The following is a 13,964-nucleotide window of genomic DNA, read 5'->3' as shown; positions in this document are numbered from 1 at the left end:
AGGCAGCGTGGCAGATGCAGCAGGGGGCACGGAGGGGATTTTCAGGGCGATCCTGACCAGCATGGGCGAGGGGATCGTCTTCGCCGACCACACCAACACGATCGTCTGCGTCAACGCGGCAGCCGAGCAGATCCGCGGCATCGACGCCGCGAACTTCCTCGGGCGCGACCTCCTCTCCATACACCCACCACCCGCCCGTACCCGCATCGGCGTCCTCCTGGATAGCCTGAGAGCCGGTACCCTCGCCTACCACACGCGTCCTCTGGAGATCAAGGGGCGCATCTTCGAGAACAGCTACTATCCGATCCGGGACGCGGAGGACCGCTTCGTCGGGACCCTCATGGTGAGCCGCGACATCACCGAGCGTGAGCACCTGAAGGAGGAGAACTCGGAGCTGCGCGACCAGCTTTTGAGCGAGGTCTCCTTAGGGGGGCTCATCGGCCGCAGCGCGGTCATGCAGCCGGTCTTCCAGATGATCCGCTCCACGGCGCACCTTGATTCCACCATCCTGATCACCGGCGAGAGCGGTACGGGGAAGGAGCTCGTCGCCCGCGAGCTCCATGCGAAAAGCAGGCGCAGCGGGGCGCCCCTGATCAAGGTGAACTGCGCAGCACTCCCGGAGAGCCTGATCGAGTCGGAACTCTTCGGCTACGAGAAGGGGGCCTTCACCGGTGCGCTCAGGGAGCGCAAGGGGAAGTTCGAACAGGCGCACCGCGGCACCCTTTTCCTGGACGAGATCGGCGAGCTGCCGCTTGCCGCCCAGGCGAAGCTTTTGCGCGTCTTGCAGGAGAGGACGGTGGAGAGGGTAGGGGGGAACCGGGAGATCCAGGTGGACGTGCGCATCGTGGCCGCCACGAACCGCGACCTGCGCCAGGACGTGGCGGACGGCAAGTTTCGTGAGGACCTCTTCTACCGTCTGAATGTGATCCCGGTCGAGCTCCCTCCGCTGCGGGACCGGCTCGAGGACATCCTCCCCCTGGCGGGTCTTTTCCTGAAACGTTTCGGCAGGGAGATGGGGCGCCCGGCGCTCAGGCTCTCCCGGGAGGCGAAGGAGGTCCTGCTCGCGCACCGCTACCCCGGCAACGTGAGGGAGCTTAAAAACGCCATGGAACGTGCTTCCGCGCTCTGCAGCGGCGATACCCTCGGCGTCGACGACCTTCCTCCCGAGTTGAGGGGGAGTGCGGAGGTGGCGGGAACTCAGCATCCATCCGGGGCGGAAAAGGGATCGCTGCTCGCCGAGCGCATGGACGATCGGGAGGCCGAGCTGATCGAGCAGGCGCTTGCGGCGGCGGGTGACAGCCGCACCGAGGCTGCCCGGCTTTTGGGGATCTCCCGCAAGACCCTCTGGAAGAAGATGAAGCGTTACCGTTAGGTAACGACGTGTTACCCCCCCGCCACGCCCCGACCGGGGCCCTCGCCGCGCATCCAACGCTACATCCGTATGTTACGCGAACGTGCCGTTTGGCACGTTCGCTGCTCTTATCACCGTATCCGTTACCCTCCTGCGGCGGCGCTGCCGGGGGAAAATCACAACGACAGGAGAACGTAATGAAGATGCTGCGAGGATGTGTCGTCACGGCAGTTGCGGGACTGGCACTGGCCGGATTCGGCTGTTCAGCGAAGAAGGTCGACGTCACCGATGCACGCCCGGCGATCGCCGACGGCGCCGTCGATCCGGCCGAGTGGGGCAAGCTCTACCCGAAACAGTACCAGCTCTGGAAACAGACCTCCGAGCCGACCCCGGCAGGGAAGAGCAGGTACAAGAAGGGGTGGGACGTGGGGGAGGAGAACCCGGACAAGCTTGACGAGTACCCGTTCCTCGCGCTCCTTTACAACGGCTGGGCCTTTGGTTCCGAGTACAAGGAGCCGCGCGGCCATTATTACATGGTACAGGACCAGCTCGAGGTCGACCCGGGCCGCTACAAGGCGGGCGGCTCCTGCCTCACCTGCAAGACCCCCTACGCCCCGGCGCTCGCAGGGCAGCTCGGCAGGGACTACTTCGCGAAACCCTACCAGGAAATTCGCGGCAAGATCCCCAAGGAGAACCAGACCCTCGGCGTTTCCTGCATCGACTGTCACGACAACCGCACCATGACCCTCAAGATCTCCCGCGGCTTCACCCTCGGCAAGGGGCTTGAGAAGCTCGGTGTGGACCAGTCCAAGCTCACCCAGCAGGATCTGCGTACCCTGGCTTGCGCCCAGTGCCACGTCACCTACAGCATCCCGAAGGATGAGCACATGAAGTCGACCGACGTCTTCTTCCCCTGGGACGGGAGCAAGTGGGGCGGCATCACCATCGAGAACATCATCAAGAAGTTGAGGAGCAACAAGCCCAGCGGCGAGTGGACCCAGAGCGTCACAGGCTTCAAGCTCGCCTTCATCCGCCACCCTGAGTTCGAGCTCTTCTCCAACAACAGCGTGCACTGGCAGGCGGGTGTGACCTGCGCTGACTGTCACATGCCCTCGACCGAGGTGAACGGGCAGAAGGTCTCCGACCACCGCATCATGAGCCCCCTGAAGAACGACCTGAAGGCCTGCAAGCAGTGCCACGAGGAGTCGCCTGAAAAGATGCGCGAGAAGGTCTACGCCATCCAGGACAAGGTCATGTCGCAGTACATCCGTGCAGGTTACGCCACCGCGACCGTGGCGAAACTCTTCGAGATGGCGAACAAGGCGCAGTCCTTCGGCAAGACCCCGGACAAGAACCTTTACGCCGAGGCGAAGGACCACTACGAGGAGGCGTTCTACCGCGTGATCTTCATCGGCGCAGAGAACTCCATCGGCTTCCACAACCCGTCCGAGGCGCAGCGTGTGCTGGCAGACGCCTCGACGCACGCGGCCGCCGCCGATAAGTTGTTGAGGGAGATGCTCGCGAAGGCCGGTGTGGACGTGCCGGCCAAGGTCGACCTGGAACTTACCAAGTACGTCAACAACCGTGGCGTGAAGAAGCTCATGTTCAAGCCCGAGAACGAGATCAAGGACCCTTTTGCGGGTAAATAACCCGCACTGCCCGGGGGCAGGGGGAAACCCCTGCCCCTTTTTTTATTCCCTTCAGGAGGAAAACATTTCATGAAACGACGCCTCTCGGTGGTGATGCGCCGAAACGTTGCCATCCGCAAGAGACTGGCAAGGGTCCCAAGGAGATGTCGCGCGCCGATCAGGGGCATCCGGGCGCCGATGACGCTGCGCTACGCCTTCTGGAGTTTCGTCAGCTCCTCCGCAGGGCTCTTGGCCATCGCCGAGGTGACGAGACTCCTTGGCCACCCGCTCCTCATCGGCTCGCTCGGCGCCTCGGCCGTACTCCTCTTCGGGGCCACCGAATCGCCGCTCGCGCAGCCGCGCAACCTGGTGGGTGGACATCTCCTCTCCGCGCTGGTTGCGGTGGGCGTGGTCGCCCTCTTGGGCTCGACACCACTTACCATGGCGCTCGCGGTCGGGATCTCCATTTTCCTCATGAACCTCACCCACACGACGCATCCTCCCGGAGGCGCCACCGCACTCATCGGCGTGCAGGGGGCGGCCGGTTTCGGTTTCGTCATTCTCCCGGTGCTAACCGGGGTGTTGATCCTGCTCGCCGTAGCCTGTCTTACCAACAACGTCGTTTACCACCGCTCCTACCCGCGTCACTGGCTGTAGTGCGGTGACCGTCGGGGAGCCGTGGCGGCTTGTTTTCAAAACTTCTTCAAATTATTCGAATTTTATGGTAGTAGGATAACCTACCATGTTTTAATGTGAATTCTGACAGTTGCCGCAGAGGAAGGAGAATCCGAAGTGATAGCTAAGATCGTGGTTCGTTATGCCGACGGCAGGCTGGCCAAGGGGACTACCGAGGACCTGGCCGCCAACAAGGAGCTTTTTCACCTGACCGAATCGGGAAGCGGGAAACGGCACGAAATCAACGTGGGGGCGCTGAAGGCGATCTTCTTTGTCAAGAGCTTCGAAGGGAGATCGGAGTACCAGGAGCGGCTGGACGTGGAACGGGTTGGCATGGGGAAGAAGATTCGGGTCTCCTTTAAGGACGGCGAGACGCTCATCGGCTACACCCAGGGGTTTTCGCCGGCGCGGGCGACCTTCATCGTCTTTCCCTGCGATCCGGACAGCAACAACGAGAAGGTGTTTGTGATTACCCAGGCCGCCAGCAACATCGAGTTCATCTAAAGATCGCCTCCTCTTTTCAATCACGACTATGCCCGAAAAAAACGCCTGTCCCTTCTGCAGCCTTGACCCGAACGAGATCCTTCTCGAAAACGACCTTGCCGTCGCCTTCTACGACCGTTTCCCGGTGACTCCGGGGCACGCCCTCGTCGTACCCAGACGGCATGTCGGCTCGTTCTTCGAGGTAACGGGGGAAGAGCAGGCGGCCCTTTGGGAGCTGCTTGGGCGGGTTCGCGAGCACCTGATCGCCAATCGGAGCCCGGATGCCTTCAACGTCGGCATCAACGACGGCGTTGCGGCCGGGCAGACCGTGATGCATCTGCACATCCATCTTATCCCGAGGTACCTCGGGGACACCGAGGACCCAAGGGGCGGGGTGCGCTGGATCATGCCGGTCAAGGCGCCCTACTGGAAGAAGGGGTGACCTAGCCTTGAGCGAGTTGCCGGTAGAACTCTTCGGGGTCGCTCGTGGGACGGCGGCAGCTACGGTTCTCGCATAGGTATGCCACCGCCTGTTCCCCTTGCGCCTTCTTTCCCTCCAGAAGCGGCACGAGCTGCGCCGCCCGCTCGAACTCTTCCCCCTCGCATACGACGATAGCAACCCGGTTCGGGACGAAGGCGCGCCTGAGCGCAGCCAGCAATGGGGCTGCGGCCTCGGGCCTTTCCCGCGGGGCTACGATCACGATTTCCTTGGGCGTTTGCAGCAGATAGTCCACGGCGAGCAGCATCTCGGAAAGGGCGGTCGGCGCATTCTCGAGCTGCGTCGCGAAGGCGTCCAACGCGCGGCGCGCCCCTTGGAGCAAGGCGTCGTTGCCGGTCATGGTGTGCAACCGCAGGAGGTTCATCACCATGACTGAGTTTCCCGAGGGGACGACCCCGTCGTACGCCGGTTTCTCCCTTGAGATGAGGGCCTCGTGGCGCGGGCCGGTCATGTAGAAGCCCCCGCGCTCCCTGTCCTCGAAATCCTCCCGCACCGTTGCCGTGAGCTCGAGCGCCTGCTCTATCCAGCGCGGGCTCCCCCCTGCTTCGAAGAGGTCGATGAGCGCCGCGATGAAAAAGGCGTAGTCGTCGAGGAACCCTTCACCTTTCGCCTCACCTTCCTGATAGCTGTGGCTCAGCCGGCTGTTGCCGGTCATCCGCTCGAGTACGAACCCGGCTCCCCTTTCGGCGCTCCGGACCAGTTCCGGGTTATCCAGGAGCAGGCCGCCGCGCGCGAAGGCGGAGATTGCGAGCCCGTTCCAAGAGGCGAGGATCTTCTCGTCCCGCAAGGGGAGCGGTCGCTTGTTGCGTGCGCGGCAAAGCGCCTCCCTGCAATCGGCAAGCGCCAACGTGAGCTCCTTCTCGGGGATATTCAACTCCCTGGCGAGTTCCGGGAGCTCCTTGTCCCGATGCAGGATGCTGCGCCCTTCGAAGTTCCCCCCCGCGGTCACTCCGAAGCAGTACGCGGCGAGAAGGCCGCGCTCTTCGCCCAGGCTTTCCTTCAGCTCGTCCGGGGTCCAGGTAAAGTAAGCCCCTTCCTTGCGGTGCCCGCCGGCGCTCAGGCTGTCCGCGTCGGTCGCGCTGTAAAAGGCGCCGCCGGGGGCGAGCATGTCGCGCTCGAGGTAGTGCAGGATGTCCCGCGCCACGGCGGCGAAGGCGGCGCCCCCCGTCGCCTGGTATCCCTCGAGGTAGCAGAAGGTAAGGAGGGCGTTGTCGTAGAGCATCTTTTCGAAGTGCGGCACCTGCCACGCCGTGTCCGTGGCGTAGCGGTGAAAGCCGCCGCCGGCCTGATCGCAGATGCCGCCGGCGGCCATGCGCCTCAAGGTCAGCTCGACCATGGCGAGAAAGCTTTTGTCGCCACTGTTTTTGTAGTGGCGCAGCAAAAGGCGAAGCGGCAGCGAGCTCGGGAACTTGGGGGCGCCGGTCAGCCCGCCGCTTCGTTCGTCGAAACGGTCCCGGTACAGTGTCACCGCCCGCTCGAGGGATAGTGCCTGCTGGGAGGGCTCCCCTTCCGGGGGGGCGAGCATGTTCCTGATAGCCTCGGTGAGCTGGATGCCGGCGCGGGCTACCCGGTCCGGCGTGGCGTCGAAACTCTCCCTGATCCGGCGCAAGAGGGTCATAAAGCCGAGCCCGCCGGGGTAGTCGTCGGGGGGGAAGTAGGTACCGCCGTAGAAGGGGCGGCGGTCGGGCGCCACGAAGACGTTGAGCGGCCATCCCCCTTGCAGTCCCATGGCGTGCACCGCGGTCATGTAGACCGTGTCCACGTCCGGGCGCTCCTCGCGGTCCACCTTGATGGCGATGAAGTTGCGGTTCAGGTATTCCGCAATGGCCTCGTCCTCGAAGGAGAGCTCTTCCATTACGTGGCACCAGTGGCACGTTGCATAACCGATACTGACCAGCACCGGCCGGTTCAGTCGCCGCGCCAGTTCGAAGGGCTCGTCTTCCCAAGGAAACCAGTTGACCGGGTTGTGGGCGTGCTGCAAGAGGTAGGGACTCGTCTCCAGGAAGAGACGGTTAGTGTACCTCGCCCAGCCGCCTGGAAGCAGGTGACGGGTGCGCGGGCGGTACGATGTGCCCCGGCGCAGGCGCAGCAGTTCGATGGCTTCGAGCGGTGGGGTCGGGAGCTCCTCGGTTCCGGGAAGCGGTTGGTAATGATCGGCCAGGGTCGACATGGTCTCTTCTCCGTGCTGAATAGGGCAATGAGTCTTGAAACGTCGCTACCGGTTGCGGCGCACTCCTTGGCAAGGCCGCAAAAGGTTTAACTGTACCATGTTTTCACCCGGCGGCGGGGGGGCGCCGCAAAGAAGAATGGCTCTCACGGCCCTGCGGGGCGAGGAATGACCCGCACCTGAAGAAGAACCTTGACCTGTTTTATCCGCTGATGGTATATGCGTGTATATGCACGCATACGAGAAGTGCGGCAAGGAGAGAGCCATGAAAGAGGATCGACGGGCGAGTGACAGGGCGAGCGTCTGCAGCTGCGTCAACCTGCGCCGCGCCTCGCGCGCCATCACGAGGATCTACGACGATGCCCTGCAGCCTTCCGGCCTCAAGGTGACCCAGTATTCGGTTCTGGCCAACCTGTCGCGTGCGGGTGCGGTGAGCGTAAGCGCACTTGCCAGGATGCTCACGCTGGACAGGACCACGCTGGTGCGCAACCTCAAGGCGCTGGAGCAGGCGGGGTTCGTTGAGGGGGCTCCTTCGCCCGACCCGAGGGAGCGCGGGGTGAGCCTCAGTGAAACCGGGCGTGCCGCGGTGGCCAAGGCTCAGCCGTACTGGCTGCAGGCGCAGCAACTGATCGAGGAAAAGCTCGGCGCCGAGGGAGTGCGGCAACTGGGCGCACTGGCGATTGCTCTGGAGGGAAGTGCCGGGGACGATGAGGCAGGCGATGAGCCCGGCGAGACCGGGTAAGGGGGGAGATATGGCCGAGACGCGAAAACTTCACTACGCCTGGCTCATCATGGGGGTGACCTTCCTGACCCTGCTCGTCACGGCGGGGATCAGGTCCACGCCGGGGATCCTCATCGTCCCCCTTGAGCACGAGTTCGGCTGGTCACGGGCGACCATCTCGCTGGCCGTCTCGGTGAACCTGCTTCTGTACGGGCTGATGGGACCCTTCGCCGCCGCCTTCTTTGACAGGATCGGGGTGCGCCGGACCATGGCCGTTGCCCTCTTTCTCCTCGCCCTCGGGGTGAGCGCCACGACGCTGATGACGCGCCCGTGGCACATGGTGCTGATATGGGGCGTGCTGGTCGGGTGCGGGGCCGGGATGACCGCCTACAGCCTGAGCGCCACCGTGGTGAACCGTTGGTTTCACAAGTCCCAGGGGACGGTGCTCGGGGTGCTGACCGCGAGTTCCGCGACCGGACAGCTCCTCTTTCTGCCGCTTTTAGCCCGGCTGTCGCACCACCACGGCTGGCGTTCCGCGGCCTTTGCCACCGCCGCCGCGGCTCTCCTGGTCTTCCCCCTGGTGCTTTTCCTCATGCGCAACCACCCGCACGAGGTCGGGGTGTCACGCTACGGCGCCGAGGAGGAGGCGGCTTTCGCGCAACACGACCCCGGGGAAAACCCGTTCCGGATAGCCATAGGCGGTTTGCAGCGCGGCATCCGCAGCACCGACTTCTGGCTCCTCGCCGGGAGTTTCTTCGTGTGCGGAGCGAGCACCAACGGCCTCATCGGCACGCACCTCGTTCCCGCCTGCGTAGACCACGGCATCCCGGAGGTCGCCGCCGCGGGACTCTTGGCCTTCATGGGGATTCTGGACCTGTTCGGCACCACCCTTTCCGGGTGGCTCTCCGACCGCTACAACAGCCGCTACCTCCTCTGCTGGTACTACGGGTTGCGCGGGCTGTCGCTTCTGGGGCTACCCTTCGCCCTTTCCGGGCCGCAGTGGAGCCTCTCCGCCTTCGCCATCTTTTACGGGCTTGACTGGATCGCCACCGTGCCGCCCACGGTGCGCCTCACCGCCGAATCCTTCGGCAGGGAGAACGTTGGGGTGATGTTCGGATGGATCTTCGCGAGCCACCAGGTGGGAGCCGCCCTCGCCGCGACCTTCGCCGGCACGGTGCGCACCTATCTGGGCGACTACATGGTTGCCTTCCTGCTGTCGGGGGTGATCTGCCTGATGGCTGCGGGGCTCGTCCTGAGGATCAACGGGAGGAGGCTGCCCCGGCTCGCTCCCGAGGCAGCCTGACCGTCAACCGATGCGGGAGGGCCTGCCGCTGTCCTGCATGGCGAAGAATAGCTGTGAGTGACGGTTGGGGGCGCAGTTGGGGAGCTCGCCGCGCTGGTGGCTGCGTCGTTGAGGACGGGATGTCGCCGCCGCGTCGCTGCGACATCCCCCTTTCAGGTACTCGGCGGTGATCACCCTGAATTCCCTGCGGGCGCCTACCAGCGCCGTTTCGAAAAGCCTGCACAGGCCGGGTTCCTTGAAGCACCGGCAGAAGGTGGCGTAAAGGTCGATGCTGAAGCGCTTGTCGAGCATGGCCTGGTGCAGGTGGTTGCCCGGCGCCGTCCCCCTTTCCGATATGGCGGCAAGGCATGACAGGGACACCCCCGGCTCATGTACCGTCGCCTCCGCCTCGGGAAGCTGCCTCAGCAGGGCCTCTATGCGCCGCGACTGTTCCTCCGCGAGCCGCTGGAAAAAGCTCCTGTGGCGATCCTCCGTCGCCATGGCGCCTCTTCGATAAAGGGTCTCGCTCTTTCTTTCAACGCCTACCACCAGCCTGACCGCCTCCGCCAGTAGTTCTCTCATCGCTTTCTCTCCCGCCGCGGCGTCCTCGCGCCGCCGGTAAACCTGCTCCTTTCCGCAAAATTGGTCTTTTTTAACCAGGGCAATGCTAGCCTCGATGGAAACTGCAGTCAATCGGGTTAATATTAATGCGGAAGCGTGGCGGCACACATGAGAAGGCGAACCTTATCTAAGCGGTTATGGCATTTTGAGCGGGACCTGTGCTATGTTGTCGCCTTGTGTCGCAATTTTTGATTTGCAAGGGAAGTGCAGATGACGATTAGATGGTACCCCGGCCACATGAGCAAGGCGCTCGAACAGATCTCGGAACTGGTCCGCAAGATAGACCTGATCATAGAGGTGCTCGATGCCCGCCTCCCTTATTCCAGCTCGAACCACCTGCTGGAGCAGGTGCGCCGGAACAAGCCCTGTATCAAGGTGCTGAACAAGAACGACCTCGCCGACCCCACCGTCACGAAGGCGTGGGTGCAGCATTTCCAGAAGAGCGCGGGCGTGCGCGCACTGCCGCTTGTCGCGAAGAACATCCCGGAGACGAAAAGCCTCGTCAAGCTGTGCAAGCAGCTCGTGCCGCACCGCGGCAACCCGGGCTACCCGATCCGCACCATGGTGGTCGGCATCCCGAACGTGGGCAAGTCGACCCTCATCAACACCCTGGCGGGGAGAAGCATCGCCAAGGTGGGGGACCGCCCGGCGGTGACCATGCGCCCGCAGCAGATCCCTCTCAACAACGGCATCCTCATCTTCGATACCCCGGGGCTGCTCTGGCCTGCGATGAACGACCAGGGGGGCGCCTACCGGTTGGCCGCCAGCGGGGCCATCGGCGCCAACGCCCTCGACTACACCAACGTCGGCGTCTTCGCCGCCGCGTACATGATGCGTCGTTACCCCGAGCTCGTGAAGGAGCGTTACAAGCTTGCCGAGCTCCCGGAGTCCCCTCACGAGGTGATCGAGGCGGTGGGGCGCTGCCTTGGCTGTATCATGAGCGGTGGCGTGGTGGACGTGCACCGTGCAGCCGAGACCTTCCTGCGCGAGCTGCGCGCCGGCAAGGCGGGAAGGATCAGCTTCGAGGAACCGGGAACCCCTGAGGATGTCGAGGCTGAACTGCTTCGTTTTGCGGGCATCGATACCGGGGAAGAGCACCAACAGGCACCCCCCGTGCCGGAATGAGACCATGGAAAGACGTCCGCTTCGGACCAGCCGCTTGCGCGTCACACTAGGGCGACTGCTCTCCCCGCCTTTGCAGGGTAGTGGGCGCCTCCTCGCCCTTTTAGTCCTTTGTTTTCTGGCCGTCCCCACCGCACTCCTCGCGGCCGGGGCGGCCTCCGCCGCTCACACCCGTACCGTAGTGGTCGGCGGGGACCGCGATTACCCACCCTACGAGTTCATCGACCGTTCCGGTCAGCCCGCAGGCTACAACGTAGATCTGACCCGCGCCATCGCCGAGGTGATGGGGATGAAGGTTGAGTTCCGTCTCGGGGGGTGGGCGGAGATGCGCGACGCGCTCCAGACCGGACGTGTCGACGTACTGGAGGGGATGTCCTATTCCGAGGAGCGCTCCCGGGAGGTCGACTTCTCCGTCCCCCACGCCGTGGTGAACCACGCCATCTTCGGTCGCAGGGACAACGCCTCGGTGAACACCCTGGAGGAACTGAAGGGGAAGACCGTGGCGGTGCACCGCGGCGGGATCATGCACGACTACCTGACCCGCAAGGGGGTCGGGGCCCGGCTTACCCTGACCGAGACCCCTGCGGACGCCATGCGCCTCGTCGCGTCCGGCAAGATCGACTACGCCGTCGTTGCCATCGTCCCGGGGATGTACATGATCCGGGAGTTGAAGCTCACCAACCTGATCCCAGTGGTGCGTAACGTCGCTACGCAGCGCTACTGCTACGCCGTGGACAAGGGGAACGCCGAGCTGCTATCGCGCTTCAACGAGGGGCTCGCCATCCTCAAAAAGACCGGCCAGTACGACGCCATTCACAACAAGTGGCTGGGGGTGGTCGACACGACCCCCATCGACTTGTGGACCATAATAAAGTACGCAGCCGTCGTCGTGGTGCCGCTCGTGCTGCTTCTGGGGGGCTTCGCTCTCTGGTCCCGGACGCTGCACCGGCAGGTGGCGCTGCGCACCGCCGACCTCACCCGTGAAGTCGCCGAGAGGCGCCAGGTGGAGGAGGAGCTGCGCCTGAACCAGCAGCAGCTCGTGCAGGCGGACAAGATGGCGGCGCTCGGCGTCCTCGTTTCCGGCGTGGCGCACGAGATCAACAACCCGACCGGCATCATCCTGCTGGAAGCCCCGATCCTGAAACGTTTCCACACCGACGCCACCAAGATCCTGGAGCGCTACTACGAGGAAAACGGCGACTTCACCTGTGGCGGTCTGCCGTACTCCCGCATGCGCCAGGAGGTGCCCAAGTCCCTGGCGAAGATCCAGGACGCCGGCAAACGCATCAAGAGGATCGTGGACGACCTCAAGGATTTCGCGCGGCAGGACACGACGGGGGGCAACGACGTCATCGACCTGAACCAGGCGGCGCAGGCGGCGGTCCGTCTCGTGGAACCGACCATCCGCAAGGCAACCCGCAATTTCAGCGTCGGCTACAGGAAAGGGCTCCCTCGGGTGCGGGGCAACCGGCAGCGCATCGAACAGGTGCTCGTCAACCTGATCCTGAACGCCTGCCAGGCGCTGCCCGATTCCGAGCGCGGCATCGAGCTCGTCACCTGGCACGACGCATTCCGCAACGCCGTGGTTCTCAAGCTGCGCGACGAGGGGACCGGCATCGCGCCCGAACACCTGTCGCGCCTGACCGACCCATTTTTTACCACGAAGCAGGATAAGGGGGGGACCGGGCTCGGGCTCTCCGTTTCCGCCGGCATCGTCAAGGAACACGGCGGGACCCTCGAGTTCCAGTCGGACGGCAGCGGCACCACGGTCACCCTGACCCTTCCCGCCTATCACAAGGAGGAAAACGCTTGAGCGAGACTCTCTACCCCGATTTCGGAGTCCTTTTAGTCGACGACGAGCCCGACTGGCTCGGCTCTTTGACGCTCACCCTGGAGACCGCGGGCGGAATCAGCAACATCACCACCTGCAGCGACAGCCGCCAGGTGCTTTCCATACTGGGGGAGAAGCGCATCGGGCTGGTGATGCTCGACCTCACCATGCCGCACCTCTCGGGCGAAGAGGTGCTGGCCCAGATCGCGGAGCACTATCCCGACACCGCGGTGATCATCCTGAGTGGCCTGAACCAGCTGGAGACGGCGGTGCGCTGCATGAGGCTTGGGGCTTTCGATTACTGCGTGAAGACCGACGAGGAGGAGCGCATCGTAGGGAGCGTTTTGCGCGCGATCCGGATGGTGGAGATGAAGGCAGAGTTCCAGGAGGTATCGAACCGCCTCATCACGCGCGAGCTCTCACACCCGGAGGCTTTTTCCGCCATCGTGACCGGCGACCGCTCCATGCTGGACGTTTTTTCCTACATCGAGGCGGTGGCGAAGAGTCCGCAACCGCTGCTCATCACGGGCGAGAGCGGGGTAGGGAAGGAACTGATCGCCCAAGCGGTGCACCGGCTGAGCGGCTGCCGCGGCAAGCTCGTTACCGTGAACGTGGCGGGGCTCGACGATACCGTTTTCGCCGACACCCTTTTCGGCCATGTGCGCGGTGCCTTCACCGGCGCGGACCAGGCAAGGCGCGGCATGGTGGAGGAGGCGGCCGACGGTACGCTCTTTCTAGACGAGATCGGAGACCTGAGCATTGTTTCCCAGGTGAAGCTCCTCAGACTTTTACAAGAGCGTGAGTACTTTCCGCTCGGGTGCGACCTTCCGAAACGCCTGAGGGCGCGCGTCGTCGTTGCGACGCACCAGAACCTGCAGGCGAAGGAGGGGGAGGGGAAATTCCGCCGCGACCTCTACTACCGGCTGCGCACCCACCGGGTGCAGATACCGGCGCTCAGGGAGCGGCGCGGCGACATCCCGCTGCTGCTCGATCACTTCCTCGCCGAGGCCGCCGAGGCGCTCGGTAAGAAGAAGCCGACCCCTCCCAAGGGGCTTGCCCAGTTTCTCTCCACCTACGGCTTTCCCGGGAACGTTAGGGAGTTACGGGCGATGGTCTACGATGCGGTGAGCGTGCACCGCGACCGGATGCTCTCCATGGACAGCTTCGTGAAGGCGGTCGAGTCCGCACAGTCCGAGGCAGGTCCCTCGACAGCGGCACCTCCCAAACAAAATCCCTTCAGCGGCTTCGATGAGCTCCCCACCTTCAGCGACGCAGCGGCCTTCCTGGTGCAGGAGGCGCTTGCCCGAGCCAACGGCAACCAGACGCTCGCCGCGCGCCTTTTAGGTATCTCGCAGCCGGCCCTCAGTAAGCGGCTCAAGATGATGCATTCCTGAAACCGACGGTAATCGGCTGTTGTGCGGCTGGGGGCTCTAATGAACCGGAATAACCTGCGGTTATAATGATAAAAAATGTTATCGTTTAGTATGTAGTTGAATTTCCACACATCTTTTTGCTGTAGTTGAAAATGCCATAGCCCCAGGTTATGGCATTTTTTGTTGTCCTGTCTCTCCGAATGGCGTTTTT

12 protein-coding genes are annotated in these 13,964 nt (G+C 63.7%); 10 read left to right on the top strand and 2 right to left on the bottom strand.

The features are described from left to right. Positions 1 to 7 precede the first annotated feature (7 nt). The 5 genes from E8K79_RS05780 to E8K79_RS05760 all read left to right on the top strand — a co-directional run bounded on the left by E8K79_RS05780 (position 8) and on the right by E8K79_RS05760 (position 4,579). Positions 8 to 1,372 (top strand): sigma-54 interaction domain-containing protein, encoded by a 1,365-nt coding sequence (locus E8K79_RS05780; RefSeq protein ID WP_281276048.1) that lies wholly within the window; start codon positions 8 to 10, stop codon positions 1,370 to 1,372. 176 nt (positions 1,373 to 1,548) lie between these two features. Continuing rightward, the gene (locus E8K79_RS05775) at positions 1,549 to 3,000 is read left to right on the top strand and encodes an ammonia-forming cytochrome c nitrite reductase subunit c552 (protein WP_136513862.1); all 1,452 of its coding nucleotides are present in this window, start codon (positions 1,549 to 1,551) and stop codon (positions 2,998 to 3,000) included. Between the two features lie 69 nt (positions 3,001 to 3,069). Then, on the top strand, positions 3,070 to 3,636 hold the full coding sequence (locus E8K79_RS05770) for an HPP family protein (RefSeq protein ID WP_135871116.1): 567 nt from the start codon (positions 3,070 to 3,072) through the stop codon (positions 3,634 to 3,636). A 135-nt stretch (positions 3,637 to 3,771) separates the two neighbouring features. Next, the gene (locus tag E8K79_RS05765; RefSeq protein WP_136513861.1) at positions 3,772 to 4,158 is read left to right on the top strand and encodes a DUF6982 domain-containing protein; all 387 of its coding nucleotides are present in this window, start codon (positions 3,772 to 3,774) and stop codon (positions 4,156 to 4,158) included. 28 nt (positions 4,159 to 4,186) lie between these two features. Further along, positions 4,187 to 4,579 (top strand): HIT family protein, encoded by a 393-nt coding sequence (locus tag E8K79_RS05760; protein ID WP_136513860.1) that lies wholly within the window; start codon positions 4,187 to 4,189, stop codon positions 4,577 to 4,579. Between the two features lies 1 nt (position 4,580). Here E8K79_RS05760 and E8K79_RS05755 read toward each other — a convergent pair whose 3' ends face one another. Beyond that, entirely contained in the window at positions 4,581 to 6,806 is a 2,226-nt protein-coding gene (locus E8K79_RS05755) for a thioredoxin domain-containing protein (RefSeq protein WP_136513859.1), read from the bottom strand. Positions 6,807 to 7,068: 262 nt separating this feature from the next. On the opposite strand from E8K79_RS05755, the gene E8K79_RS05750 reads away from it, so the two are divergent. After that, on the top strand, positions 7,069 to 7,545 hold the full coding sequence (locus E8K79_RS05750) for a MarR family winged helix-turn-helix transcriptional regulator (RefSeq protein ID WP_136513858.1): 477 nt from the start codon (positions 7,069 to 7,071) through the stop codon (positions 7,543 to 7,545). 10 nt (positions 7,546 to 7,555) lie between these two features. Further along, positions 7,556 to 8,827: an MFS transporter gene (locus E8K79_RS05745; RefSeq protein WP_136513857.1), complete on the top strand. Its 1,272-nt coding sequence runs from the start codon at positions 7,556 to 7,558 to the stop codon at positions 8,825 to 8,827. A gap of 3 nt (positions 8,828 to 8,830) precedes the next feature. Here the strand turns inward: E8K79_RS05745 and E8K79_RS05740 are convergent, their stop codons facing one another. After that, positions 8,831 to 9,388, bottom strand: coding sequence for a hypothetical protein (locus E8K79_RS05740; protein WP_136513856.1), 558 nt, complete (start codon positions 9,386 to 9,388; stop codon positions 8,831 to 8,833). 249 nt (positions 9,389 to 9,637) lie between these two features. Between E8K79_RS05740 and ylqF the strand changes: the two genes are divergently transcribed. From ylqF to E8K79_RS05725, 3 genes are read left to right on the top strand one after another with little or no spacing between them, the layout of a single operon-like run. Further along, positions 9,638 to 10,552: a ribosome biogenesis GTPase YlqF gene (gene ylqF / locus E8K79_RS05735; protein WP_136513855.1), complete on the top strand. Its 915-nt coding sequence runs from the start codon at positions 9,638 to 9,640 to the stop codon at positions 10,550 to 10,552. A 4-nt stretch (positions 10,553 to 10,556) separates the two neighbouring features. Next, positions 10,557 to 12,362 (top strand): transporter substrate-binding domain-containing protein, encoded by a 1,806-nt coding sequence (locus E8K79_RS05730; RefSeq protein WP_136513854.1) that lies wholly within the window; start codon positions 10,557 to 10,559, stop codon positions 12,360 to 12,362. Then, entirely contained in the window at positions 12,359 to 13,774 is a 1,416-nt protein-coding gene (locus E8K79_RS05725; protein WP_135871133.1) for a sigma-54-dependent transcriptional regulator, read from the top strand. Before E8K79_RS05730 ends, E8K79_RS05725 begins: the two co-directional genes overlap by 4 nt. Positions 13,775 to 13,964: the final 190 nt, after the last annotated feature.

The organism is Geomonas edaphica (genome assembly GCF_004917075.1).
Lineage (GTDB): Bacteria > Desulfobacterota > Desulfuromonadia > Geobacterales > Geobacteraceae > Geomonas > Geomonas edaphica.
Note: the sequence above shows the minus strand (reverse complement) of the source record. Positions and strands in the feature narration are given on the sequence as shown.

What these genes read in the sequence shown, in the direction of transcription:
- E8K79_RS05775 (WP_136513862.1), top strand. Translation starts at nt 1,549, where the DNA reads ATGAAGATGCTGCGAGGATGTGTCGTCACGGCAGTTGCGGGACTGGCA.
- E8K79_RS05770 (WP_135871116.1), top strand. Translation starts at nt 3,070, where the DNA reads ATGAAACGACGCCTCTCGGTGGTGATGCGCCGAAACGTTGCCATCCGC.
- E8K79_RS05760 (WP_136513860.1), top strand. Translation starts at nt 4,187, where the DNA reads ATGCCCGAAAAAAACGCCTGTCCCTTCTGCAGCCTTGACCCGAACGAG.
- E8K79_RS05755 (WP_136513859.1), bottom strand. Translation starts at nt 6,806, where the DNA reads ATGTCGACCCTGGCCGATCATTACCAACCGCTTCCCGGAACCGAGGAG.
- E8K79_RS05750 (WP_136513858.1), top strand. Translation starts at nt 7,069, where the DNA reads ATGAAAGAGGATCGACGGGCGAGTGACAGGGCGAGCGTCTGCAGCTGC.
- E8K79_RS05745 (WP_136513857.1), top strand. Translation starts at nt 7,556, where the DNA reads ATGGCCGAGACGCGAAAACTTCACTACGCCTGGCTCATCATGGGGGTG.
- E8K79_RS05740 (WP_136513856.1), bottom strand. Translation starts at nt 9,388, where the DNA reads ATGAGAGAACTACTGGCGGAGGCGGTCAGGCTGGTGGTAGGCGTTGAA.
- ylqF (WP_136513855.1), top strand. Translation starts at nt 9,638, where the DNA reads ATGACGATTAGATGGTACCCCGGCCACATGAGCAAGGCGCTCGAACAG.
- E8K79_RS05730 (WP_136513854.1), top strand. Translation starts at nt 10,557, where the DNA reads ATGGAAAGACGTCCGCTTCGGACCAGCCGCTTGCGCGTCACACTAGGG.